General features: G+C 69.2%; 22 protein-coding genes and 1 pseudogene. 6 read left to right on the forward strand and 17 right to left on the reverse strand.

The features are described from left to right. Positions 1-3: 3 nt before the first annotated feature. Entirely contained in the window at positions 4-1,785 is a 1,782-nt protein-coding gene (locus JW592_RS13300; RefSeq protein ID WP_229375898.1) for an ABC transporter ATP-binding protein, read from the reverse strand. 76 nt (positions 1,786-1,861) lie between these two features. Between JW592_RS13300 and JW592_RS13305 the strand changes: the two genes are divergently transcribed. Continuing rightward, positions 1,862-2,437: a TetR/AcrR family transcriptional regulator gene (locus tag JW592_RS13305; RefSeq protein ID WP_209265241.1), complete on the forward strand. Its 576-nt coding sequence runs from the start codon at positions 1,862-1,864 to the stop codon at positions 2,435-2,437. Positions 2,438-2,598: 161 nt separating this feature from the next. On the opposite strand, the gene JW592_RS13310 is transcribed toward JW592_RS13305, so the two are convergent. Next, positions 2,599-2,973 (reverse strand): carboxymuconolactone decarboxylase family protein, encoded by a 375-nt coding sequence (locus JW592_RS13310; RefSeq protein ID WP_209265242.1) that lies wholly within the window; start codon positions 2,971-2,973, stop codon positions 2,599-2,601. Between the two features lie 808 nt (positions 2,974-3,781). Between JW592_RS13310 and JW592_RS13315 the strand changes: the two genes are divergently transcribed. Beyond that, positions 3,782-3,991, forward strand: coding sequence for a hypothetical protein (locus JW592_RS13315; protein ID WP_209265243.1), 210 nt, complete (start codon positions 3,782-3,784; stop codon positions 3,989-3,991). A gap of 421 nt (positions 3,992-4,412) precedes the next feature. On the opposite strand, the gene JW592_RS13320 is transcribed toward JW592_RS13315, so the two are convergent. Beyond that, positions 4,413-5,108 (reverse strand): lysophospholipid acyltransferase family protein, encoded by a 696-nt coding sequence (locus tag JW592_RS13320; RefSeq protein WP_209265244.1) that lies wholly within the window; start codon positions 5,106-5,108, stop codon positions 4,413-4,415. Positions 5,109-5,322: 214 nt separating this feature from the next. Here JW592_RS13320 and JW592_RS13325 point away from each other — a divergent pair, with 214 nt between their 5' ends. Then, positions 5,323-5,916: a lysophospholipid acyltransferase family protein gene (locus JW592_RS13325; RefSeq protein WP_209265245.1), complete on the forward strand. Its 594-nt coding sequence runs from the start codon at positions 5,323-5,325 to the stop codon at positions 5,914-5,916. A 103-nt stretch (positions 5,917-6,019) separates the two neighbouring features. On the opposite strand, the gene JW592_RS13330 is transcribed toward JW592_RS13325, so the two are convergent. Further along, on the reverse strand, positions 6,020-6,244 hold the full coding sequence (locus JW592_RS13330) for a helix-turn-helix domain-containing protein (RefSeq protein ID WP_209265246.1): 225 nt from the start codon (positions 6,242-6,244) through the stop codon (positions 6,020-6,022). Then, positions 6,244-6,864 carry a DUF2975 domain-containing protein gene (locus tag JW592_RS13335; protein WP_209265247.1) on the reverse strand — a complete coding sequence of 207 codons (621 nt, stop codon included), beginning with the start codon at positions 6,862-6,864 and terminating at the stop codon, positions 6,244-6,246. The genes JW592_RS13330 and JW592_RS13335 overlap by 1 nt, the downstream gene beginning before the upstream one ends. 557 nt (positions 6,865-7,421) lie before the next feature. Between JW592_RS13335 and JW592_RS13340 the strand changes: the two genes are divergently transcribed. Further along, positions 7,422-8,066 (forward strand): TMEM175 family protein, encoded by a 645-nt coding sequence (locus JW592_RS13340; RefSeq protein ID WP_209265248.1) that lies wholly within the window; start codon positions 7,422-7,424, stop codon positions 8,064-8,066. A gap of 417 nt (positions 8,067-8,483) precedes the next feature. Here JW592_RS13340 and JW592_RS13345 read toward each other — a convergent pair whose 3' ends face one another. The 8 genes from JW592_RS13345 to JW592_RS32765 all read right to left on the reverse strand — a co-directional run bounded on the left by JW592_RS13345 (position 8,484) and on the right by JW592_RS32765 (position 17,661). Then, positions 8,484-9,017, reverse strand: a complete 534-nt coding sequence (locus tag JW592_RS13345) for a hypothetical protein (protein ID WP_209265249.1) — start codon at positions 9,015-9,017, stop codon at positions 8,484-8,486. 957 nt (positions 9,018-9,974) lie between these two features. Continuing rightward, positions 9,975-11,387: an MBL fold metallo-hydrolase gene (locus JW592_RS33350; protein ID WP_209265250.1), complete on the reverse strand. Its 1,413-nt coding sequence runs from the start codon at positions 11,385-11,387 to the stop codon at positions 9,975-9,977. A 3-nt stretch (positions 11,388-11,390) separates the two neighbouring features. Beyond that, positions 11,391-11,729, reverse strand: a complete 339-nt coding sequence (locus JW592_RS13355; protein WP_229375902.1) for a rhodanese-like domain-containing protein — start codon at positions 11,727-11,729, stop codon at positions 11,391-11,393. Between the two features lie 16 nt (positions 11,730-11,745). Then, the gene (locus tag JW592_RS13360; RefSeq protein WP_209265251.1) at positions 11,746-12,528 is read right to left on the reverse strand and encodes a sulfite exporter TauE/SafE family protein; all 783 of its coding nucleotides are present in this window, start codon (positions 12,526-12,528) and stop codon (positions 11,746-11,748) included. 201 nt (positions 12,529-12,729) lie between these two features. Beyond that, positions 12,730-13,377 carry a LutC/YkgG family protein gene (locus JW592_RS13365; RefSeq protein WP_209265252.1) on the reverse strand — a complete coding sequence of 216 codons (648 nt, stop codon included), beginning with the start codon at positions 13,375-13,377 and terminating at the stop codon, positions 12,730-12,732. Continuing rightward, on the reverse strand, positions 13,374-14,804 hold the full coding sequence (locus JW592_RS13370; protein WP_209265253.1) for a LutB/LldF family L-lactate oxidation iron-sulfur protein: 1,431 nt from the start codon (positions 14,802-14,804) through the stop codon (positions 13,374-13,376). The genes JW592_RS13365 and JW592_RS13370 overlap by 4 nt, the downstream gene beginning before the upstream one ends. After that, positions 14,801-15,613 carry a (Fe-S)-binding protein gene (locus tag JW592_RS13375; protein WP_209265254.1) on the reverse strand — a complete coding sequence of 271 codons (813 nt, stop codon included), beginning with the start codon at positions 15,611-15,613 and terminating at the stop codon, positions 14,801-14,803. Before JW592_RS13375 ends, JW592_RS13370 begins: the two co-directional genes overlap by 4 nt. A 158-nt stretch (positions 15,614-15,771) precedes the next feature. Beyond that, on the reverse strand, positions 15,772-17,661 hold the full coding sequence (locus tag JW592_RS32765) for an L-lactate permease (RefSeq protein WP_229375904.1): 1,890 nt from the start codon (positions 17,659-17,661) through the stop codon (positions 15,772-15,774). 254 nt (positions 17,662-17,915) lie between these two features. On the opposite strand from JW592_RS32765, the gene JW592_RS13385 reads away from it, so the two are divergent. Continuing rightward, positions 17,916-18,674, forward strand: a complete 759-nt coding sequence (locus tag JW592_RS13385) for a FadR/GntR family transcriptional regulator (protein ID WP_307805401.1) — start codon at positions 17,916-17,918, stop codon at positions 18,672-18,674. A gap of 425 nt (positions 18,675-19,099) precedes the next feature. Beyond that, a pseudogene (locus JW592_RS13390) lies at positions 19,100-19,468 on the forward strand (hypothetical protein); the annotation flags it as partial. Between the two features lie 143 nt (positions 19,469-19,611). Here the strand turns inward: JW592_RS13390 and JW592_RS13395 are convergent. The 4 genes from JW592_RS13395 to JW592_RS13410 all read right to left on the reverse strand — a co-directional run bounded on the left by JW592_RS13395 (position 19,612) and on the right by JW592_RS13410 (position 24,365). Next, a complete protein-coding gene (locus JW592_RS13395; RefSeq protein ID WP_209265256.1) occupies positions 19,612-20,118 on the reverse strand; it encodes a phenolic acid decarboxylase in 507 nt (168 codons plus the stop codon). Positions 20,119-20,146: 28 nt separating this feature from the next. Next, positions 20,147-21,181: a methyltransferase gene (locus JW592_RS13400; protein WP_209265257.1), complete on the reverse strand. Its 1,035-nt coding sequence runs from the start codon at positions 21,179-21,181 to the stop codon at positions 20,147-20,149. After that, on the reverse strand, positions 21,178-22,647 hold the full coding sequence (locus JW592_RS33355; RefSeq protein ID WP_307805402.1) for an O-methyltransferase: 1,470 nt from the start codon (positions 22,645-22,647) through the stop codon (positions 21,178-21,180). Before JW592_RS33355 ends, JW592_RS13400 begins: the two co-directional genes overlap by 4 nt. A 185-nt stretch (positions 22,648-22,832) precedes the next feature. Next, on the reverse strand, positions 22,833-24,365 hold the full coding sequence (locus JW592_RS13410; protein WP_307805403.1) for an HAL/PAL/TAL family ammonia-lyase: 1,533 nt from the start codon (positions 24,363-24,365) through the stop codon (positions 22,833-22,835). Positions 24,366-24,579 lie beyond the last annotated feature (214 nt).

Here is a 24,579-nt window from a genome sequence, read left to right on the forward strand (position 1 = left end):
TCCTCACACTGCCTGCGGGTCCGCCGAGATGCGCAGGGCCTCCACCAGCTCCCGGTACAGCACGTCCGTGGCGAGCAGCTCATCGTGGCTGCCCCGCGCGCGTATCCGGCCCTCGTCCAGCACCACGACGGTATCCACGTCGATCACGGTGGACAACCGGTGGGCGATCGTGACGACGGCGCCGGTCTCCGCACGGGCACGGATGCACCCCTGGACGGCGGCCTCGGTCAGCCCGTCGAGCTGGGCCGTCGCCTCGTCCAGGAGGAGCACGTCCGGGGCGCGCAGAAGGGCCCGGGCCAGTGCGATGCGCTGCCGCTCGCCACCCGAGACGGCCGTGCCGGACAGAGGCGTGCCGAGCCCGTCGTCCAGGGCGTCGACCTTCTCCGCCAGCCGCACCGCGTCCAGCACCCGGCGCAGTTCCGCGTCCGTCGCGCCGGGACGGGACAGCAGCAGGTTGTCCCGGATCGTCCCGGGCACGATCGGGGTGTCCTGTTCGACGTACGCCAGGCGGGAGCGGATCTCGTCGTGGGTGTGGTCCCGGTAGGGGCGTCCGTCCAGGAGCAGTTCGCCTCCGGTCGGCTCCAGGAAGCGCAGCACCAGGGAGAACAGGGTGGTCTTGCCCGCTCCCGACGGTCCGACGATGGCGGTGTGCCCACGCCGCGGAATCGCCAGGTCGACACCGCGCACCGCCGGTTCGGCGTCGGGCCCGTAGGCCGCGGTGACGTCTCGCAGTTCCAGCACGGGGGTGTCCGGAGCGGCGGGCTCGCGCACCGAAGTCTGCCGCGCGGGTCGCCTCACCGCCTCTTCCGTCCGGAGGTCTTCCGTCTCCCGGATCCGTTCCGCCGCGGCGATGCCGGACTGGAGCGCGGTGACGTTCTGGCCGAGTTCACTGACCGGTTCCATCAGCCCGAACGCGTACAGCAGGAAGGCGACGAGGCTGGAGACCTCGAGCGCCCCCTCAGAGACCCGCCACGCGCCCACGCCCAGAACCAGGACGATCGCCAGTTGGATACCGGCCCCCGCGATCGTCCAGGCCAGGGCCTCGCGGCGGACCGCGCGGATGCCGTACTCGGCGGAGGTGCGCGCGTCGGCGACGATGCGCTCGGCAGTGCGGTCCTCGGCCCGGCCTGCCTTCACCGTCCGGATGGCGCGCAGCGCGCCCTCCAGGTTGCCGCCGAGCCGTCCCAGATGGTCCTGGGCGTGTCGCTGGGCGGTCGCGATCCCGGGCATCAGGACAGCGAACAGGGCGCCGACCACCGCCACGGCCACCACGACCGTGCCCAGCAGCACCAGGTCGAGGACACCCATGAGGACCAGGGTCCCGAGGAGCATGATGACAGCATTGATCAGGCCGACCGGGGCGCTGGTGGCAGCCTCGTGCAGCAGGACCGTGTCGGACGTGACACGGGTGGCCAGTTCACCGGGAGGCCGCCGGGTGACCGCGGGCACCGTGGCCCGCAGGAAGCGATGCACCATCGACTCGCGGGCCCGGAGCACCACACGCTCCCCCAGAGCGCCGATCAGCGTCCACTGCCAGTATGTGACGGCGCTGCCGACGACCAGCAGGAACAGCAGGGCCAGCAGCGGTCCTTGCAGCGAGCCGGAGCTGCCGAGCGCGTCGAGCACGCCCTTGGTGACCATCGGTGTGGCCAACCCCATGCCGGAGCCCACCAGGGCGAGGAGCAGGGCCAGGGCCAGGGATCGCCGGTACGGACGAGTGAACGACCAGAGGAACCGCAGCCGCGGAACGGACACCTGGGGAGACATATCTTCCGGAACAGTCATGCTGCTGGATAGAACAGAGTTGTTCCATAACGGTCAACCGATTTTCATCACGGAAAGCAGCGCTACCGTATGGCGCATGAGTGAGGAGCGGACAGCGGCGGCTGAGAGCGGAACACGGGCACGCACGCGGCGCGCCATCGTCGACGCCGCCGTCGTCCTGTTGGCCGGCGAGCCCACCGCGTCGCTCGGCGACGTCGCGGCAGCGGCGGGGGTGGGGCGGACGACCGTGCACCGCTACTTCCCCGAGCGGTCCGACCTGCTGGCGGCCATCGGCACGGACGTCCTGGAGAAGGTCGACGCGGCGACCGAGCGCGCCCGGCTCGACGACGGCCCGGCCACCAAGGCGCTGGAGCGGCTCTGCCAGGAGTACTTCGAGCTCGGCGACGGCCTCACACTGATGTTCGAATCGCCGCAGCTGGCGACCTGGTCAGGTTGGGACGAGGAGACCGCAGCCGACCACGACTTCCTGCGCACGGTCCGGCGCGGCCACGCGGAGGGCAGCATCGACCCCGAGCTGGACGAGGAGTGGGTCCGCAATCTGGTGTGGGCGCTGCTGTACTCGGCCTGGGAGCACACCCGCAGCGCCGGGGCGTCCAAGCACACCGCCTTGACCCTGTGTCTGCACACCCTGCGCAAGGCCATCGCGCCCTGACGAGTTCGTGCATGGTCGGCGACGAGGCGCCGGGGTCTCATGCGCCACCGGCGGAGCCGGAACGTGCGTGCAGCGAGCCTGGCGCCCGGTGATCTGCGAACCTGCACAGCGTTCCGGCGGCCCGGTCGGCGGAGCTCCGCCGGCGGCGGGCCCCTCGAAAGCTACCGGGGCGCGTCGTCGCTGCCGGCCCCCGCCTCGTACGCCTCGTTGAACGCGGCGAAGGCCCGGGCTCCGTAGATGGTCGCGGGTCCTCCGTTCATCAGGAAGGTGACGCCGATGGCCTCGGCGGCTTCCTGCGGAGTCGCGCCCTGCTGGACAGCGCTGTGGGCATGCGCGGCCATACAGCCATCGCATTGCTTGCTGACGGCTACGGCAAACGCGATCAGTTCCTTGATTTTTGCGTCGAGGGCGCCTGTCTGCAAAGCGGCGTCGTGCAGTTCCCGGTAGCCCCGGTAGACCCCCGGGATGGCGTGGCGCAGCTCCCGGGTGAGCGGGCGTAGCTCTTCCCGGACAGCCCTGCCGTAACTGCTGCTCATGACGTGTTCCGCCTCCGCAGGTCGTGGGTCGAGGTCGTCCGGCACTTCAGTATGAGCCTGGCGACTCCGTACGACTCGAACGCTTCGCTTCGGCGTGGTTCAGCCGCTGGACGGAGGTGCTCGCGGCTGACGCGCGCACCGGCTCACGCGTTCGGCCGAACAGGGTGCCCGCCTGCATCTTCGCGTATCCCGGCGACGCCGGGCGGCATCATCACGGGTCCGCGGGGGCCTGCCTGTTCGCACGTGTCGAGCTGACCCATGTGGCCGACCCGGCCTTGGGCCGGGTGGGTGTTCGCTCGGCCGATCGGGACGTCAACTGCCACCCTGGCCCGCGCACACGTCGCCGCCGCAACCGTCAGCCGCGAATCACCCGACGAGGGTTCCTTCGAGATCGAGATGACGGACTACGATTTCTTGGCTGTTCACCGACATCGACACCGGTGACGACAGCGTGCTGTACCGGTCCGGCCCGACGAGCCACCGCCTCGCCCAGGCGCACACCGGCCGGGAACGCGTGAGTGACACCGCCGTACCACTCACGATCAGCGGCCTCGCCGCTCCCCGGAAGAACGTTCGAGACCGAGCAGCAACTGGACCTGCCCGGACACCCATTCGTGTTCCTCGCCGACGACACCACCGGGCAGCGGGGAACGTCCTGTACCACCGCTACGCGGGCCATCACGGCCCCATCGCCCCCACCGGGCGGGGGCCCCGCCCCCGCCAGTGCCCGACACCCCCGGTCATGCCGGTCATGCCGGTCACGCCGGTCATGCCGGTCACGCCGGTCACGCATGGAAGGAACCACCACATGGCACAGAACGACGCTCCCGGCCCCGACACACCACCCACGGCGGCGGCCCGGCTGAGCCGACTGGAAGCACAGGTGACGACACTGGCCGAGGCCGTGCGCGCGCTGGCTCGCGGCCTGGAGGCGGTCCCGTCGCAGGACACGCCGCCGGAGGAAACAGCCCGCGGCGCACGGCTCGCCCACGAGATCCTGCTCTCCCAGGGCCTGTAGCGACGCTGTCACGCTGAACGGCGCGTCCGGCACCACCTGTCCGACGAGGAACGCCGACAGTGGTTGTCTCGGCTGCCATGCCGCAACATCCGGCCTCGTCCCGGTCCGGGCCGGTTCGCCACGGCAGTTGTGGCCGGCCAGGTCGGTCCTGCTGCCCCGGGAGACGACGACGGCGGCCCGCACATCCGGTTCGGCAGCCGCCACAGCACGGCGGTCGCCCCGGTGCCGGCGCCGAAGTAACCGACGACCAGTCGGTCACGACGACTCCGGCGGAGCACCCTGTCAGGGGTGCCCATCAGCCGGGTCGGGGCCGACACCGTCACTGTCCGCAGCGCCCGTCTGTCACCCGGCGGCCCGTTTCCCTCCTCGACCTCGACCGGTCCGCGCCCCCTTCGCTAGCGACTGCAGGAGGCGAACCGGATCAGGACGCGAGCGGAGTCGCCGGCCCGCCGAGTCGTCGGGCAGCGGTGTACCAGGCCCGGGTCAGCGCACCGCGAGCCAGGGCAAGCGCCTGTGCCTGGGTCAGTTCGCCGCCCAGCCACAGCGGAGCGCCGACGTGCACCTCCAGACCCGTGCGGCGGAGCGGAGCGCTGAGCAGCCTGGCCAGCACTTCGGCGGGGCCGCCCGAGGCAAGCGCCCGGGCCCCGGCCTGGCCGACCGGCACGACCTGGGCGCCGGTCGACCGCGCGAGACGGAACACGCCCGGGTGGAAGGGGCGGGGCGGGGCCTCTTGGACGCCCCCGCGGTGCGGAAGCCCACCTTCCGGGTAGAGCAGGACAGACCGGCCGGCGGCCAGTGCGGCCTGGGCGTCCCGCAGTGCCTGCGTGGCCCGCCGGTCGTGGCGGTGCACCGGGATGTGTCCCTCTCTGGTGAGGGCACGGCCCAGCAGGGGAATTCGCCACAGCCCGGCGGCCGCCAGGGCGACGGGATCGGGGTCGGGGCCGGGGTCGGGGCCGGCATCCAGACGGCGCAGCGCGGCAAGGATGATCGCGGGATCGCTGAGGGAGGTGTGGTTGGCGATGATGATGCTGCCCGCCGCCGGCGCGGCACCGGCATCCGAGGTGATGTTCAAACGGCCGAAGACGGGCACCACGACGCCTGCGATACGGCTGAGCACGACACCCCCTCGGCTTGGCTGACGATCAGCGGCGTACCTCGTCGCCGCAACGGCGCGAACGTTGTGTGCACTTTATGCCGTGTTCGGCTTTATCCCACTGTTGCCGCACTGTGGCCATGGTCGAGCGGAGCACCGCCAACGCCTACGGCACGGCACCGGCGATCCACTCGGCGAGTCCTGACAGTCCCCCGTACGACGCGCTCTCGGAAGGGAGTTGGAGACCTCGACAACCACCCTCACCCGACCACGCCGCCCTGGCGAGCCCGGATCGCTGATCGTCTCGGACCACATCTCCTGGCTCGACGCCCTCGCGCTGTTCGCGGTGGAACCGGCAACCACGCTCGCCAAACGGGAGGTGGCACAGTGGCCGCTGTTCGGGACACTGGCCCGGCAGGCAGGCGTGCGCTTCATCGACCGGGACCGGCTGCGCACCCTCCCCGGCACCGTGGCGCAGGTGACGGCCACTTTGCGCGACGGCCGTTCGGTCGTGGTCTTCCCGCAGGGCACAACCTGGTGCACCGAGTCCGGAAGCGGCTTCAGGCGTGCGATGTTCCAGGCAGCGATCGACGCCGATGCCCCGGTCCGGCCGGTGACGGTCAGCTACCGGCAGCGCGGCACGCCCAGCACCGTGGCGGCGTTCCTCGGCGACGACTCGTTCGGCTCCTCCCTCCACCGCGTGATCAGTGCCTGGGAGCTCAGAGTGAGCGTCATGGCTCATCCCGAACTACGCCTCTATCCGGACAGACGGAAGCTCGCCGACAGCGCCCATGCGGCGATCCGTGGCACGGAAGCGCCCGCGCATGTCTGAACCGCTCGATGACTTCACCGGCCGTATGCGGGGCCGCACGGGCTCGCCGGAGTCCGGTGTCGGGACACAGGATGCGCTGCTGATCAGGCCGTCCGGAAGGTGGTCAGTCTTCGCGGATGCTGAGCAGGTCGCCGGGCTGGCAGTCCAGTTCGCGGCAGATCGCGGTGAGAGTGGAGAAGCGGATCGCCTTCGCCCGGTCGTTCTTGAGAATGGAGAGGTTGACCACCGTCACCCCGACCCTGGCGGCGAGTTCGGACAGGGTCATACCGCGCTCGGCAAGCAGTCGGTCCAGGTGGGCCTGGACCCGGTGTTCCTCCTCAGGCGGCATCAGACCAACCCCTCGGTATCGGCGCGCAGCTTCGTTCCGCGCCGGAAGACTTCCCCCAGCGCCAGGATGAGGAAGGCCAGCAGTACGTAGTCGCCGGTGAAGGTGGCCGAGAAGGGAATCTGCTCGGCCAGCGGGGTACCGCTGACCAGTATCTCCGTCGTGAGCGCCGGCAGTATCGGGGCGAGGACGGCCTGCACCAGCACCGCGATCCCCATGATGCTCAGGCGTCGGGCGTTCATCGGCACGAAGACGTCGCCGCCGCACAGGGTCCGGGCCATCTTGAGGAGGAGGGCCAGGATGAGGAGCAGGAGCAGGCTGCCGACGATCTCCGGCAGGGCGAGCAGCAGGCGCTGACCCAGGTCGGGGTCGGCGAAAACGAGATCGACCCGGTGGTTGCCGGAGAGGCTCATACCGTGCCCCGCCACCGCATCGGTCACGGTTCCCGGTACTCGGGCCGCCGTCTCGGCCTCGACTTCACGGGTGTCCGTCGGATCCGTCAAACCAGCCACCCCGAGGGCAGGGAGCAGCACCCCGAAGATACCGACCAGCAGAACAGCCAGGCCCAGAGCCGCTTCCAGCAACCGGCTGTCGGTCTGGCTCCACCAGGACTTTGCACCCATGATTCCCCTGCCCACTAGCATGCTTATCGCTTGTCGATATTATCGACAAGCGATAATATCCGTCGTCGGTCGGTCACGGGGACGGCCTTGCGCGCGCGGCCGCGCACCTCACTTCGTCGGCCGTGGCCGCCGGAACTTCCGTACGCCGAACAGGGCGTGCGGCGCATGGAACCTGCGCCCCGACTACGGACAGACGCAAAGCCCCTGGCAGGACAAGTCTCACCGTGCTGGTGCTGCGCTGGCTCCGCGAGCATGGATGCGTCCGCTGTCTCGCCCGGATGCCGGCGTCTCCCAGGCCGCCGGCTACCGCTACCGCACGAAGGCGCCGACGTCCTCGCCAGCCAGGCCCGGACTTGCACGAGGTACTGCAACACTGCCCGCCCGAGGGCATGAAACACGTGATCCTCGACGGCACACTCATCGAGACGGTCCGGCTCGCCGACGTCCTTCGGAGATGGCTGGTGACCCCGGGTGGTGCAGCTGCGTCAGCGATCGATTCGTCAAGCGGCCCGTGTGGTGTCAAAGCCCGGACGGTTCGGCTCAGTAGGGTGCTCCAGGTGAACGAGGAGAACCCCGTTGTCGGCGCAGGGAACGGCGCCCAGCGGCTGCTGACGCTCTCCGACGGTGTGTTCGCCATCGCGCTGACACTGCTCGTCCTCGACATCTCGGTCCCCGACGATCTGGGTGTCCGGGAGTACGACAAGGCGCTGCAGGAGACCACGACCCAGCTGTGGGCGTACTTCCTCAGCTTTGTGATCATCGCCTTGTTCTGGCGTGAGCACCAGCGGATCTTCCGCACCACGCAGTGGGTCGGTCCGGTGGAAATGAATCTCACCCTGCTCGGACTCGCGCTGGTGGCCCTGCTGCCGTTTCCGACCTCTCTTCTGTCGGACTACAGCGAACACTCCTCGGCCGTCGCCTTGTACTCGGCTAACGTGGCAGCCACAGAGGCGGTGTTGATAGTGCTGTGGCACATCGTGTGGAGCCGGGAGGGAGTACGTCGGCAGCCGGGCGCCGCAGAAGTTCGCCGGGCTTCGGTCACGGACACGGTCCCCAGCGTGGTGATCTTCACCGCTTCAGTTCCGATCGCGTTCCTCTCCCCCGCCGGGGCGATGTGGCTGTGGGCCTGCCTCATCCCCGTCAAGGCCATCACCGGGCGGAAGCTCGACCGAGCGTGGCGGCAACTGGGAGTCTCGCGGTGAACACAGCCCTGTTCCCGTGACCACCACCGTGCCGGAGCCGGTCGGCCACCGGATCGGTCTCGGCTCGCAGGGAGACAGTGACGGCGACCCTGGCGACCGCGCCGTTCAGATCGTCGGCGGCACGCGCGGTGACGACGATGTGCCCGGACCTGGCCCGGCGTGGCACCCGGTGCGACGCCGGTCACTTCCCCGGCGGGTGAGACGGACAGCCACTCGTCCCCGCTGTCCTTGGCGAAGAGGACCGGCCGGCCGAAAGAGGTCAGCAGCCCGGCCAGCGGAACACAGACCGGCTGCCCGGGGGTCGCGTCAGGGGTGGTGAAAGAGCTGGTGATGAAGTACGGGTCGCTGGTCAGGACGAAGGGGCCGGTTGCTTCCACCTCGTAGAAGACGGGAATGTCCGCTCCGGACCGCAGCGGCTCACTGGTGTACAGGCTGATCCTGTTCGGCATCGCTGGCTCCTGTCACATGACGGCCGGACAGCCGTTGGCCTCCAGAGCGTCGTTGAGTCTTCAGCGCGGACTTTCTCCGGACACTGATGCCCTCTTTCGGGGTCTCCGGCCTGATCTCGGTGTTCGTCGCGCCCTTCCAGCTCGGGGGCAGGGGAACGAGGCTGAAGCGTTGGCTGACGCCCTTGAGGGTGGCGGCGATGAGGTGTCCGCCGTCCGAGCCTCGGCCTCCCCAGCCGCCGACGAGCGTCTCGCACTTGGTCCGCGGCGAGATGCCCTCGGCCGGGTTGATGGCCTTGGCCTGGCCGCGGCGGCCCTTGGAGGTCGATGTTGTGGAAGGTCCACGCGGACCTGATGGTATGGCGGCATGGGCTGTCAGGTACTTCCCGCGGGGAAACTTCTCGTCGCCCGGGGAGGCATGGGCCGGATGCGGGGACCGCAGGACGCTCAGCGCACCGGCCGCGCGCAGGGCTGTCATGGCACGGCGCTTCGCGAAGGAGGGCATGCCGGGTTCCTTTCGGCATGCACCGATACGCCCGCTCCTCCACATCGATTCCATCTTCTGGCGTTTCGCCCCGTACGAGCGGGCAACCCGGCGGTAGTTGTCGCAGGCTTCCACCGTCGACACCGTTGCCCGTCGACCACTGCGGCGCCTCCCACGACGAGATCGGCGGCGGATCGGCAGCCCGGTCCCGCAGCGCCCCAGCACCGTCCTCCCCCGCTGCGGCGGAACCGCTACCGGCCACCGGCGGCGTCACCGTCAACACCGCCGGCACCGCCGCCCACCTGTTACGTCGGTACCAGCCCACACGCGCCATGGCCACTCCCCACCCGGGATCCGACTTCAGTGAAGGGGGACATGCCCCACGACCGGCGATCCGGTGTGAGCAGACCAGAAGCTTCCACCCATCGAAGGACGGACTGTGGCATCAGCAAACGCCAGAGGGGGAATCCCACAGCCACCGCCCACGGAGCAGTGCGGCACGATGCCGACACGGCATGGTCCTCCGGACCGATGCGGCTGCGCTCGCGGGCCTCGACGCCGACTCACCGGGCACAGCACGCTGAAAGAATGAACGGCGAGAGTGGGGACAACGACGGGCTGGACCGGGCCGCACAGCGCGGAATCCGGCGTGCCGCCAGGGGCCCGCCGCCCCTTTTTCAGCCCCTGCCCGGCCCTGCCGCTGCCGGCCTTGTTCGCGTCCTCTCTTCGCCGGGCGGCTCTTCCACTGGCACCGGGGCCACTGGCACCGGGAAGCCCTGGCCGCGGCAGTCGGTCGGCTGGTAATCGCGCGGGGCGTGGCACGGGTGCTGGGCCGGGAATTCCGCTCGCGCCGCCCGCGACAGGCGCCCGCCCGGCGCCGCCCGCAATCCGCGGAATCCGCCCGGGAGGGCCCGTCCGTCCCCTGGGCTCCCGCGGACCGAGGGCCGGTCGGGGGTGACGGTGCGGACGCGGTCCATGTCACTGGTCCTTGTCCGGGGGGAGCTCGGTGGGATAATCGGCGGCCTTCCATGCGGTCATTCCACCGAGCACGTTGAGGACGGGCAGGTCGCGGTGTGCGGCCAGCAGGCTGGCGGCGACAGAGGAGCGGTAGCCGCTGCCACAGGTGAGCGCCACGGGCTTGGTGTCGGGTACCTCATCGAGCCGGTCGGGCAGTTCTGCGCCGGTGATGCGGATGGCCCCGGGCGCGTTCCCGTCGGCCCATTCGCCGGGCTGTCGGACATCGAGCAGGTCGACCTCGCCGCGCTCCAGGCGCTGCTTGAGGTCGTGGACGGTGATCTGCGGGGTCGTCTGGACCGGTTTGGCCGCAGTGCGCCAGGCGGTCATGCCACCGCGCAGCCAGCCGACAGGGGGCGGGTAGCCGATGCGCAGCAGCTGCCGGGTGGCTTCCCCCAGGTCTTCTGGCCGGTCGAGGACGAGCAGCACGCGGGCCTGTTCGGGCAGCACTGTTCCCGCCCAGGTGGCGAACGCCGTACCGAGGCCCACGTTGAGGGCGGCGGGGATGTGACCGCCGCCGAAGGCTTCCGGGGCACGGGTATCAAGTACCACGGCTCCGGAGCGGCGGTGGTGCTCGAACTCGTCAGCGGTCAGGGCGGGTGGCTCTGCCGGCACGCCCAGGGGTTCCACGCCACGCAGATTGCGGCTACGCATGCGCCGCCAGTACGGGGGCACCGCGGGCAGGTTGTCCATCCGTATGCATTCGCGTACGAAGTCGTCCTTGGAGTCGACCTCGGCGAGGACCGGATTGGTGCGCCGCTCGTAGCCGATCGTGGTGGACAGGCGGCTGCCGATGTTGCCTCCGCACAGCGAGCCCGCCACGTGGGTGGGGTAGACCTGCACGTGGTCGGGCAGGGCCAGCAGCTTGGTCTGGACGGTCTCGCAGAACGTCTCTGCCGCCTGGCGCGCCTTCTCCTGGCCGCCGAGGAGGTCCGGGCGGGCCAGGTCGCCCACCAGCAGGGCGCCGCCGGACAGGAGCAGCGCGGGTTCGTCGGCGCTCATGGCCCGGTCGTAGATAAGCAGGCTGAGGTGTTCCGGGGTGTGCCCGGGGGTGTGCAGAACTTCGACGCCGACGTCCCCGAACTCGATGACCTGGCCGTCCCGGAGCGGCTGGTGGAGGTAGCCGAGGTCGGCGGAGGCTGCGCCCCACACCTGGGCGCCGGTGTGGACGGTGATCTCGGTGAGCCCGGAGAGGTAGTCGTTGTGGCCGTGGGAATCGGCCGCGTGCGTGATGCGCAGGCCGTTCTCCCGGGCGGCCTTCAGGTAGGGATCGACATCGCGACGCGGGTCGAACACCAGTGCCTGGCCGGTCTGCTCGTCTGCGACGAGGTAGGAGGCGTGTCCGAGGGAGGGGAGGTAGAACTGCTGGAAGAACACCGTCTACGCCACCTCCCCCGGCTTCTCGTCATGCGGCCGGCGCAGGGGCAGCCCCTGCTCGGTCCATGCCGTGACACCGCCGTCGAGGTTTTCCGCTCGGTAGCCACGCTCGGTGAGGTAGTCGGCCATCTGGCCGCTGCGGTGTCCGCTGCGGCACACCGTGACCACGGGACGTTCCCGCTCCAGCTCGTCCAGCCGCCCGCTCAGCTCCCCCATGGGTATCCATCGGGCGCCGGGAATCCGTCCGGCGTACCACTCGGACGGCTCCCGCACATCCACCAGCTGGACCCGGTCTTGCTGCTGCTGCAACTGGTTGGGTTCCATCATGTCCTCCTTGATCATTTCGTTTCCGCGCCGGTCATCCGAGGACGCCAGGGTTGATGGCGGTCTGCACCGCGACGAAGGCCGCCACCACGAGCACCAGCACGGCAAAGCCCCGCCGCACGACCCGCTGGGGCACCCGCCTTGCCAGTCGTCCGGCTGCCAGCGACGCAGCCAGCGCAGCCCCGGCGAAAGTGCCGGTGACGCTCATGTCGAGGCTTGTCTGTCCGAGGTGGGCAGCCAGCCCGGCAAGGGAGTTGATCACCAGGATCGCCAGGGAGGTGGCCACCGCGGCCGGGAGCTCCAGTCCGAGCAGCCACATCAGGGCGGGCACGGTGACGAAGCCGCCACCCACGCCCAGCAGCCCGGTCACAAAGCCCACCCCGGCTCCGGTGAGCAGTGCTTTGGGCAGGCACGCCCGCCAGTTGATCCGGCCACCGCTGACCGCGCAGGCACCTTCGGGGGCGGGCCCGGAGCGCAGCATCCGCAACCCCACGATGACCATGAGGAGCGCGAAGAGCCCGAGAAGCACTCGCGCGGGCACCATGCGGTTGACCGCCGTACCGGCGAAGGCCGCTGCCGCCCCGGTCACCCCGAAGACCCCGGCCACCGGCCAGCGCACCAGGCCCTGCCCCAGGCGCGGCGCCAGTCCCGCGGCCGATGAGACAGCCACCACCAGCAACGAGGTGGGCACCGCCTGTGCCACCGACTGCCCCAGACCGTAGACGAGGGCAGGCAGGGCCAGTACCGCGCCGCCCCCGCCGGTCAGGCCGAGCGCGGCGCCGGTCACCAATCCGAACAGCACTGCCAGCGCGAGCATCACATCCACCTGAGCACGCCACAGGACGGCTCGCACCTGCGCACCAGCGGTCTCCCCGTGCCCGTAGACAACCTCCCTTCGGGCGCGGGTTGCCCTCGATCGGCCCAGGCAATCCTCGCCCCGCCGCTCAGCCGGTCTCTGTTGCCGGGTCGCTGCGGGTTCCGTCGCCACTCCGCTCGCGGGCTCCGCGGCGGGGCTGTCTCACCGGACGACAAGCACCTCGAGCGTACGGGGGCCGTGCACGCCCGCCACTCGTTCAAGTTCGATGTCGCTGGTTGCCGAGGGGCCGGAGACGAAGGTCAGTGGCCCCAGCGGGTCCAGCCGGGACAGCGCCTCCGGCACGGAGGCCACCACCTGTTCGGCTCTCAGTACGCACAGGTGGCGGTCCGGCACCAGCGTTGCCGCCCGACGGCCCTGACCGGGGCCACCGTCCAACACCAGGGTGCCGGTGACCGCGATCGCCGCCGCCGCGGTGGTGACCACGGCGTCGACGGCGTCCAGGTCGTCCGCCGACAGCGGACCTTCGTCGCCGAGCACTGCGGCGGCGGGCAGATGGGCGGACCACGGTGCCGGGAAGCGGCGCGGCACCAGCACCTGCTCCGCGCCCCAGGACGCAAGCGTCTTGGCCACCTCGGTGCCGGTCTGTGCGGGGCTCACCGTGCGTACCGAGGCACCGTAGTCGGCGAGCCGCTCGACGAACAGCGACACCGTCTCCTGCACACCGGCCGGTGCGTCAGCGCCGGTGGCGTACTGCCGTGCCACCGGGACGTCGGCGGGCCGCTCGGGTTCCGGGACGTCCGCAAGTGCCGCGCGCACCCGGGCCAGGATCTCGTCACGTGCTGCGTTCATCGGTGCGTCCTCTTCCACCACTGTCGAAACGATTCGCGGGCTGGAGCCGGTGCGTCCCGGGCGTCGGTCCAGCCGGCGAGCGGTCCTGGGAGCCGGCCGACGCGCCCCCGGCTGCCCACCGCACGGCCGCCCAGTGCCGCGACGCGCTGTGCTGCCGCAAGCCGCGCCGGGGAGGAGAAGACCCATCGGGCCGCCCGCATCGCCAGTGCCTCCGGGCTCGGCGTCCGGCGTCGCTCACCGGTCTCCTCGACCACTCGGGCACGCAGGTGTACCAGCACCTCGGGGATATCGATCTTCACCGGGCACACTTCGTAGCAGGCACCGCAGAGCGTGGAGGCGAACGGCAGTGAGCGGTCCACCGCGCCGCCGGTGCCGCGCAGCTGAGGGCTGAGCACCGCACCGATCGGTCCGGGGTAGACGGACCCGTAGGCGTGCCCGCCTGTTCGTTCGTAGACCGGGCAGACGTTGAGGCATGCCGAGCAACGGATGCAGTTCAGTGCCTGCCGCCCGATCGGGTCCGCGAGGGTGTCGCTCCTTCCGGCGTCCAGCAGCACCAGGTGGAAGCTGCGCGGCCCGTCCCCGTCCTCGATACCGGTCCAGGTGGAGGTGTAGGGGTTCATCCGCTCGCCGGTCGAGGAGCGGGGGAGCAGTTGCAGATAGACCTCCAGGTCCTGCCAGGTCGGCACCACCTTCTCGATGCCCACGACGGAGATCAGCGTCTCGGGCAGGGTCAGGCACATGCGTCCGTTGCCCTCCGACTCCACCACCACGGCCGTCCCCGTCTCGGCGACCAGGAAGTTGGCACCGGAGATGCCCACCTTCGCCCGCAGGAACTTCCGGCGCAGATGCCGCCGTGCGGCCTCGGCCAGTTCCGCCGGTTCGTCCCCCACCTCACCGGCCTCCGCCATCTCCCGCCGGAAGAGATCCCGGATCTCCGCCCGGTTGCGGTGGATGGCGGGTACCAGGATGTGCGACGGCAGGTCCTCGCCGAGTTGCACGATCAGCTCAGCGAGGTCCGTCTCATAGGCGGTGATACCCGCCGAGCCCAGCGCTTCGTTGAGGCCGATCTCCTGGGTGGTCATCGACTTGACCTTGACCACTTCGTGCTCGCCGGTCTCCTGGACGAGCCGGGTCACGATCCGGTTGGCCTCCGCCGCGTCGCGCGCCCAGTGCACCTGCCCGCCCGCAGCGGTGACCCGTTCCTCCAACTGGAGGAGATAGTGGTCGAGGTGGCGGAGCGTGCGCTCCTTCAACGCACGTCCCGCCTCCCGTAGTTCTTCCCAGTCAGGCAGCTCGCGCACGACCTCGGCGCGCTTGTCCCGGATCGTTCGGGTGGCACCGGCGAGGTTGCGCCGCAGTTGTGTGTCGGCGAGCGCCCGACGGGCGGCCTGGGGGAAGGGCGGCATGCCGAGGAAGGCCGAACTCATCGCGGACTCCGTCCCGCGGTGGCGGCTGCGTCGGTGACGCGGGCGTACTGCGGATCGCCCGCCCCGACGCGCTGTGCCGCAGAGTGCTCACCGGCGGCGAGGATCTCCGCCAGGTGCATGGTCCGAACCCCGGTGCGCAACCGGGAGAGCAGCCCCCCGACATGCATCAGACAGGAGTTGTCCCCCGCGCAGAGGACCTCGGCCCGGCTCTCCAGCACGCCACGCACCTTGTCCGCGCCCATGGCCACCGAGGTGTCGGAGTTCTTCAGTGCGAAGGTGCCGCCGAAACCGCAGCACTGCGCGGCGTCGGGGAGTTCCACCAGGTCGATGCCCCGCACCGCGCGCAACAGGGCGAGCGGCCGGTCCCCCACGCCCAGCATCCGCGACGAATGGCAGGTGGGGTGGTAGGTGACCCGGTGTGGGAAGTACGCACCGACATCCGTGACCTCGAGCACGTCCACCAGGAACTCGGACAGTTCGTAGACCGGGGGTGCAGTCCGTACGGCCTGCTGCAGCTCCCGGTCCCCGGCCACCTCGGCCACTCTCTTGTGGTGGTGACGGATCATCGCAGCGCAGGACCCCGAGGGCGCGACCACGGCGTCGTAGTCCGCGAACACCTCACCGAAGCGGCGCACCAGCGGAACACAGTCACGCTGGTACCCGGTGTTGAAATGCATCTGTCCGCAACAGGTCTGGCCGAGCGGAAAGTCCACCGTGCAGCCGAGTCGCTCCAGCAGGGTCACCACCGCGCGACCGGTGGCCGGGCGCATGGTGTCGTTGAAGCAGGTGATGAACAGTGCGGTCCTCATGGTTTCTCCGTTTTCTCAGCCATCGCGTTTCCCTTCGCGCATCTCTTTCCGCGTTTTCGTTGCGGGTTTCGTCGCGCGTTTCTCTTCGATCGCGGTTGCCTGCGATCGTCGCGACCGACATCGGGGGCGCGGGCACCGGCGGATGCCCCTGCCAGTGGTCAGGGGAGCATCCAGGCCAGCAGGTGGGACTGCAGGAAGACCAACACGCACATCACCAGTAGCAGGAGCAGACTCCACCTGATCGCCTTGCGGAACAGCTCCGCCTCGCGACCGAGCATGCCGACCGCTGTGGCGGCGATGGTGAGGTTCTGCGGGCTGATCATCTTGCCGACCACCCCGCCCGAGGTGTTCGCGGCGACCATCAGTGCCGGGTCCAGCCCCGCCTTCCCTGCTGCGGTCTGCTGCAAGGTGGCGAACAGGGCGTTGGCCGAGGTGTCGGAGCCGGTCACAGCGGTGCCGAGCCAGCCGAGGATCGGCGAGAGGAAGGCGAAAGCGGCGCCCGTTCCGGCGATCCAGGCCCCCATGGTGATGGTGAGGCCGGAGAGGTTCATCACGTAGGCGAGGGCCAGCACCGAGGCGACCGTCAGCATGGCCCAGCGCAGCTTGGCCACGGTGGCGGCGAACTCGCGCACCACGACCGCCGGCCGGATCCGGTAGACGGCGGCAACCACCACGCCGGAGACGAGCAGCAGGGTGCCGGGGGACGACAGCCAGGGGAGGACGTACTGCGTGGTGGTGGAGACGTCGCCACCGGGGGTCAGCACCTTCCCGTCGATCCCGGGCCAGGGGATCGACACGTCGGTCGAGCTGAGGAAGTCCTTGGCCGGGCTCCAGAGCTTCGCCACCGAGAAGACGCCGATGACCACGAGGTAGGGCAGAAAGGCCAGCAGGACGCGGGAGTTGGCGATCCGGGGAGGGGCCGGCACGGTGCCGTGCGGGGACGGGGTGGTGCGGGTCGTGGCCGGGGCTGGGGCCGTGTGCGGGTCCCGGCTGGTGGTCGGGCCCGAGGTTGTGGCCGGGTCCGTTGTGGCCGACTCACTCAGGCCGTCCGCGGAACCACCGGATGCGGCCGAGTCGCCGGAACCGTCCGGTCCGCCCGTACGAGGGCCGCTCCCCCGCCTGGCCTGGCCGCTGTCGCCGCCGTCGGCGTGGCCCGTCCCGGCTCCGGAACCGTCCGTCACGGTGCCCTCGGCCCCCGCGACGCGTTGCAGGTCAGCGCGTACCTGGTCGCCACCCAGCGGGCGCCAGACCCGGAGGAACAGCACCACCGCCGCGAGCGCCACCAGGGAGGCGATGATGTCGGTCAGTTCCACCGACACGTAGTTCGCGCTGACGAACTGTGCCGCGGCGAAGGCCGCACCGCACACCACAGCGGCGGGCCAGGTCTGGCGGACCCCGCGGAGTCCGTCGACCAGCGCCACCAGCAGCAGCGGGACGAACAGTGCGAGAACCGGGGTCTGGCGGCCGACGTAAGCACCGATCTCGGCGTAGGGGATGCCGGTGAGGTTGCCCGCGGTGATGATCGGGATACCGATGGCCCCGAACGCCACTGGCGCGGTATTGGCGACGAGCACGGTGACGGCCGCGCGGAGCGGGGAGAAGCCGAGCGCCATCAGCATGACGCCGGTGATCGCCACGGGGGCGCCGAAGCCGGCCAACGCCTCCAGCAGGGCACCGAAGCAGAAGGCGATGATCAGTGCCTGCACCCTGAGATCGCTGCTGACCAGGTTGAAGGAACGGCGCAGATCCTCGAACCAGCCACTGACCACGGTGAGCTGGTAGACCCAGATCGCCGTCACCACGATCCACATGATCGGGAACAGTCCGAACGCGGCGCCCTCCGTCGCGGAGAGCAGCGCGTGACCGACCGGCATGCCGTACGCGGTCACAGCGACGGCGAGAGCGACGCCGAGCGAGGCCAATCCGGCCCAGTGGGCCTTGAGACGCAATCCGCCCAACAGGACGAACAGGGTCAACAGCGGCAGTGCCGCGATGAGAGCGGACAGGGCCAGGCTGTCCAGAACCGGGGAGATGTCTGGCTGAAACATGCGACCCTCACTTTGGGGGCTTGGTCAGACCATTGATTGGGTCGCTACAACGTAGAGAGGTGACCGCGCCCTGTCCAGAGGTATGACGCGGGGGAAATGAGTGGTCGGACCAAGCATTGGGCGGACGGGATACGATGAAACGGAACGAACATGGGGGAACTCCCCGCGTGAGCGTCGGGTGGGAGCTCCCGCGTGAGCGTCGGCGAGGTCCTCCGCGTGAGCAGGAGCGATGCTCCGGAGCGAAAGGGCGGTCCGTGTCAGAGCCGATTGCTTGGGAGCCGGTTCCGCGCTCCCGTACCTTTGAGCTCGTTCTCGCACGGATCGAGGAACAGATCCTCACCGGCAATCTGCGGGTCGGCGACCGGCTGCCGCCGGAGCGCGAGCTGGTCGAGCTGCTCGGCGTGAGCAGGGCAGCGGTTCGCGAGGCGCTGCGGGTGCTCGAGGCGCAGGGCGCCCTGCGACCACGGGTGGGCACCGGTCCCGCCTCCGGCAGCGTGATCGCCGCCATGCCCAGCGCGGGGCTGACCCAGTTTCTGCGCCTGCACATGGCACTGGCCCACTTCCCGTTCGCCGACGTCGTGGAGGCACGCGCCACGCTGGAGCGCGCGAGCGCCCGCCTGGCAGCCGCACAGGCTTCCCCGGAACACCTCTCCACGATGCGGGACCGGCTGGAGCGTATGGACGATGCCGCGCTGAGCCGGGAGGAGTTCAACGACTGCGACACCGAGTTCCACGCGGCGATCGCCGAGGCCGGCGGGAACCGGCTGATGGCCGACATGACCATCGCGGTACGCAACGCGGTCCGGCACACCCTTCTGAAGGTTTTCCACGGACTCGACGACTGGGAAGCCACCGCGGCTCGGCTGCGGTCGGAGCACCATGCGATCTACAACGCCGTGGCGGCCGGCGACTCCGAACGCGCCGGGGACCTCACCGAGGCACACATCCGCGGGTTCCACCACGACCTGGTCTATTCGGTCCTGGACGAGTCGGAGAGCGGCGCCGGGGCATAGCACCGCATAGCCGCGTACGGCATGCCGCACCTGGCGTCGGGGCAGGGCGGCAGGGCCCGGTGCCGCACCGGCCGCGCAGGCCGGCCGCTGCCGGTTGTGGGGGGACCGGGCCGGTCGGGGGTTTCGCTATGCGGGAGTCTTCGCCGCCGCCTACTCGGCGTCCTCTACCGCCATCTCAGGAGCGTGCTTCGGCCTCACATCCGCCAGGGTGACCGCGTTGACGTTGCCGTCCTCGTCCTTGCCGAGGCCCTTGGGGTAGCCCATCACGCTTTCCCGCGAGTTGAGGGGTGCCCACTTCTCCGTGGCGGAGAGGACCTGCTGATCCGTCTCGTAGATGTTCTCGTCGACGGTGGCCCGCTTCCGGCCTTCGGCGTGGGCCGGGGTGGAGGAGCCGAGCAGCGATATGCCAGTGAGGGAAAATCAGTTCGTGGTTCACCGCGCGGCCACGGGAGCACATGTGGCTCCGCGAACAGAAGCTCAAAGCCGGAATCGGCTTCAACACGGCCGTACTCCAGCTACTGGACCACATGAAGGAAACACAGCTGAGTGACGACGGCCCCGGAGCCGACGAGTTGGCGAACCAGATGCAGGAAGCACGCTCAGCGCTCTACCTGCTCTGTACCGACGACACCGTGGATCTCGCCGATGCTCTCGCGCGTCGGGTCCGGAGCACCCGTCCCACCGACGGCAGGGACGACCGCCGGGCCGAGTTCCGGAAGACGTTGGACCTCCTGTGTTTGGACCTCCTGCGTCACTTCACCCATCAACTCCGACAGGAGATCGCCAGATCGTAGTCCCCCTTTGGATCACCGGGCGGACCAGAGGAAGATACCTGCGATGTGGACTCCGGGCAGACGGGTGGTCGCGGTCCTCCTGTGCCGTCACATCCCCAGCCAGTTGCAGATGCCGCGCCAATTCCGCGGAATCTTCGTGCTGGTCATGGGAGACCGTGCGGGGCACGGTCGATGACCGTTTCATCGTCAGGCCCCACATCTTCGATCAGGATGATCTCCGAGAATTCGGAGACGACATGAATCGGGTAGGTCGGCCCTTCGTCGCGGTATGAGCGCATGCGGTCAAGGTGATCGTTCTGGAAGAGGACGGTGCGTTCAGGGTGTTGCACGACCCAGCACGGAAAGAAGATCACGCCGTGGGAGAGTCGTTCGGCCGGCACCAGAGTGACGCACACCGATGTGCCGGTGGGTTCGTTCCAGGAAATCTTGTACACGCCCTCGGTGAGGGTGACGAGGTCGACATTCTGGTCTTTGACCCAGCGGCCGCCGACCATGCCGCTGTGGATGCGGTAGTCGATGGTTGTGGCGTTCTTGACATACATCTCGTAGCGCCAGCCGTTGGCGTAGGTGTACTCGATCCGATGGCCGATGATGCCTTCGGTGTCCCTTTCGCCTGTCGTGCTGACTGGGGATGTTGTTTGGTGCGTCATGCGTGGCTCCTGGGCGGGCACCGGGTGGTCAGGGTTTGCGGGCGATGACGCCCGCGTTGGCGGTGGGTGCATGGATGCGGGTGACGTGGACGTCAGTGAAGCCTGTCCGGGTGAGCCAGTTGGTGAGCTCGGCGGCGGTGAAGCTGCGGCCCCAGGTTTCCACCTGCATCGCGAGACCCATCAGAGCAGCGTCGAGGGGTCCGTCCTCGGCGTCATCGATCAGCAGCTCGGCGATGACGAGTCGGCCGTTCGAGGGCAGTGCGGTGAAGGACCTGGCCAGCAGTTCGCGGCACTGGGAATCGGACCAGTCGTGCAGGACGGAGGAGAACAGGTGGGTGTCGTAGCCTTCGGGGAACGATGTGTCGGCGAAGAAGTCACCGGCGATGGTGGTGATGCGGTCCCCCAGGTTGGCCTGGTCGATCTTCTTCTGAGTGAGCTCGCACACGTGTGGCAGGTCGTAGACCGCGGCGAGCAGCGGGGGATGCATACGGCACAGTTCGATGTCCCAGGCGGCACCGCCCCCACCCACGTCGAGCAGCGCACGCATCTGGGTGAGGTCGAGGCGGGAGCCGAGTTCGCGGGCAGTGACGGTGGAGACCGTCGTCATGGCTTCCCAGAATGTCTCGAGCACGATGGGGTCGGCGTTGTCGAAGAGGGAGTTCTGTTCGTCGGGGTTCCAGGCGGTGGGTCGGTTGTGGCGTAGGGCGTCGTGCAGTTGCATCCAGCCCGGGTAGTCATGGCGGTCGAGCATCTCGACCCAGCCACCGAAGTAGTCGGGGCTCGTGCGCACGAGGTGACGCTGCGAGAGAGGGGTGTTGAAGCACTTCTCGCCGACGCGGGTCAGCAGGCCGAGCGCCGCGCACGCGGCCAGAAGTGATCGCGTGGGGCGAGCGGAGATGCCCAGCAGGTCGGCGAGTTCGGTGTGCGTCGCACCGGGGTGGGCCGCCAGGGCACCGAAGAGGTCCAGGTGCAGTGCGGTGGACAGGGTCTTGGAAGCCCACAGGCCGGAGGACAGCTCCATGATGCGCTGCGGTCCCTGTGCGTCGTTGGACAAGTCCGTCATGAGCAAGCCTTCATGGTGAGGTGTTCGTCATCGCGCTTGCGGGTCAGGGTCAGGCCGTCCGCGATGGGAAGCATCACGTTCTCGACGCGGGGATCGTTGTGCACGTGAGCGTTGAAAGCCCGGATGGCCTGGGCGTTTCCGGTGGCGTCGGGGTTGGCCGCGTCGCCGGAGTAGAGCACGTTGTCGGCCAGGAGTACGCCTCCCGGGCGGACACGAGGGAGCAGTTCCTCCCAGTAGTCGCGGTAGGAGGGCTTGTCGGCGTCGATGAAGGCCAGGTCGAAGGACGGCTCATGGGGTAAGGAGCGCAGGGTCTCCAGTGCCGGGCCCAGGCGCAGCTCGATGCGGTCGGCGACGCCCGCCTGCTTCCATGCGTCCTGGGCGATGCCTGTCCACTCGGTGGAGGTGTCGCAGGTGAGGACGCGACCGTCGGGAGGAGAACCCAGTGCGAGAGCGAGGGCCGAGTAGCCCGTGAAGGTCCCGATGTCGATGATGGTGCGGGCAGCGGTCAACTTGGTGAGCAGGGTCAGAAATGCCGCCTGCTCATGGGGGATCTGCATCTCGGCGACCGTCCCCAGGGCGTGGGTGTGGTCCATGAGGTCCTGCTGGACGCGGCTGGGTGCCATCGTGTGGCTGACCAGGTACCGGTGCAGAGCAGGGGTGATGGGCACGGTCTTCGTGTCGTCGGTCCGGGACGTCATCGCACCTCCCGTGTGCGTGCTGAGGTCGACGAGGCTGGGTGAGGAAGTCACGAGGAAGCCGGCCAGCTCCGTGAAGCGGCCGACGATGGAGCCGAGCAGAGCATCGAGGTCTGCGCGGTACCGTGCGGCGACCTGGGGCGGTGAGTCCAGATCGGTCAGGCCGTAGGTACGGATGTCGCATACGACTTGGACGAGGCGCCGGACGGCCTGAGTGATGAACGCCTTCTCACAGATGGGCGCACGCCGCACCTGGAAGAAGTCGTCGATGACATCACACTCGGCTTCGGTCGGCTGCAGCCCTGCTTGCTTCCCGGCCTGCTGAAGCAGTGACTGGCCGCTGGGAACGAGCTTGCCCGCAACAGCCATGTGGACGTGGTGACTGCGCTTGACTGCCGCTGTGAGCGGAGCCAGCACGGGCCCCGGGCAGCTGGCCCGCGCCTGGCGCAGCAGGTCGGGCAGGGCAATGTGGTCACGGTGCCACTCACCGCTGAGCGCGGGATCATGGGCCGCCATGTCGGCCCGCACCGTCGCCGCGTAGCGTGCGGCCGAGCAGCTGCCGGTGTAGAGGAACAGCACGGTGTAGATGTCGTACAACCGTGCTGCGCGGTCCGCGGCCCGGGGAGCCGAGGTGCGGATGAGTTCCTGCAGGGTGTGCCGGATCAGTCGCCAGACGGTGAAGGCCAGTTGATGGCCGATGAGCCACCGGTAGCGAATACGGGCACCGGGGTCCGCAGGTGGCCATTCGGCGGGGGGAGCCGGCCCGTGCACGACTTGGGTGAGGATGCTCAGGTCGTCTTCGATGTGCTGGGCAGCACGCGTGCAGGTATCGCCCAGGCAACGGCGGCAGGCGGTGAACTCCTCATCCGGTAGGGGCAGTGTCAGCACGGCACCGTCGGCAGCGGCGCTCGGCGTACCGGTAACTGTGCAGCCGTGACGGTCAGTGAAGTGTTTCATTACAGGCCCTGCCCGTCGGTCAGATAGGTGTCGGCCATGTCGTCGAGGAGAGCGGCGGCGCGCCGAACATCAGCATCCAGGGGACGGTCCCTGTCGATGGGTGCGATCTCCGCACCGATCTCGCTGAGAATCTCTGCGCAGAGCGGCGCTGTTGGCTGCCGGGTTCCCACACCTGCGGCTTGGCGCAGGACGACGGCAAGGGATCCGTGCAGGAGCCGCAGCTTTGTCGCGAGGTCGAGGGCGTTGAGCGCAGCCTGGGTGCCGAACGGAATCACGTCCTGGTTGTGGAGGTTCGTCGGCAGGCTCTGGGTCGAGGCCGGTGTGGCGGCGCGACGCATCGACGCGATGAGTGCCGTGGCCGCGAGTTGCACTCCCTGCACGGCATGTTGACGGCCCGGCTCGGGCGCCAGCATGGGCGGCAGCCCTCCGTTGCGGTGCGGATCGATGAGTAAGTCGAGTTGCCTCTCGGCCAGATTTCCGAGCTGCACGGCGGTCACGGCGAGCGCGTCCCCGCTGAACGCGGCCGGCTGGCCGAAGAAGTTACCGCCGTGCGCGACCACGTCCTGCTCCGGGAAGAACAGCGGATTGTCACTGATGGCGTTGATGTCATCGCGCATGACACCAGCGCAATGCTCCACGAAAGAGGCTACGGCGCCGATCAGCTGAGGAGCGCAGCGGATACTGTACGGCTCCTGCAAACCGCGCGTTTCTGAAGGAACGAGGCCCTTGAGCAGTTGGTTGATGCGTTCACCTGCCAGAGCCGCGTGCGGGTGCCCGAAGGCGGCGAGCAGCCTCGGGTCCACGAACGCAGTGGAGCAGCCCAGGATGTCCACAAGCAACGCAACGAGCAGCACCGCGCCGCGCAGCGACCTCTGCAGGGAGGACACGGCCAGGGCACCCGCGCCCGCGGTCAGGGACGTTCCATTGACCAAGGCCAGAGCGTCACGTCCGTCGAGCTCCACCGGCTTCAGGCCCAGCTTCGTGAGAGCCTCACCGGCGGTAAGACGTTGTCCGCCTGTGTAGGCGTGACCATGGCCCTGTAGCGCACGGGCCATATAGGCGAGCGGAATCAGATCGCCGCTTGCCCCGAGTGACCCCAGCCGGGGCACGGCCGGCGCGAAGTCCGTCCCCAGAGCATGTGCCAACCCTTCCAGCACGGCGAGGGATGCCCCGGACCGTCCCTGGCACAGTGAATGCAGTCGTACGAGCATTGCCGCCCGCACTACCGAAGGCTCCAGGTCCACACCCTGTCCTGCAATGAGGTGGTTGAGCGCGTTCTCGCACTGCTCCGCCGTGGTCTCGCGCCCGCGGAAACCGACCAGCGGGCCGAACCCGGTCGTCGCCCCGTACACGGACCGGCCCCTGTCCAGGCTGCCGAACATGAAGTCGCGACACACCTGAATGCGGTCGCGCACGGTGCGATCGATTCGAATTCTCACCGGCTCACGCATGCGATCCAGGTCGCGCAGCCGGAGCTTCGTACCGGTGGATATCTGCAGCGTTGTTTCGGACTCATCGGCAGGCGAAGTCACTCACACCTCCGTACAGGCAGCAGCAAAAGCCCCGCATCTCGCGGGCTCCCATGCCGCGGCGCGGCATCGGCCTTCGTGTTCTGCATGGTGGGAAACGAGAACGACGTGCCGGAACCCGGGACCTCCCCCAGATGCGTGAATACGTTGAAAGGTCCCCTTGCGCTCTCGTGGACTCCTCTGGTGGCTACGTGAGCCGGGCAGACCTCCGACCTCC

The organism is Streptomyces spirodelae (genome assembly GCF_017676385.1).
In the GTDB taxonomy this organism is placed as follows: domain Bacteria; phylum Actinomycetota; class Actinomycetes; order Streptomycetales; family Streptomycetaceae; genus Streptomyces; species Streptomyces spirodelae.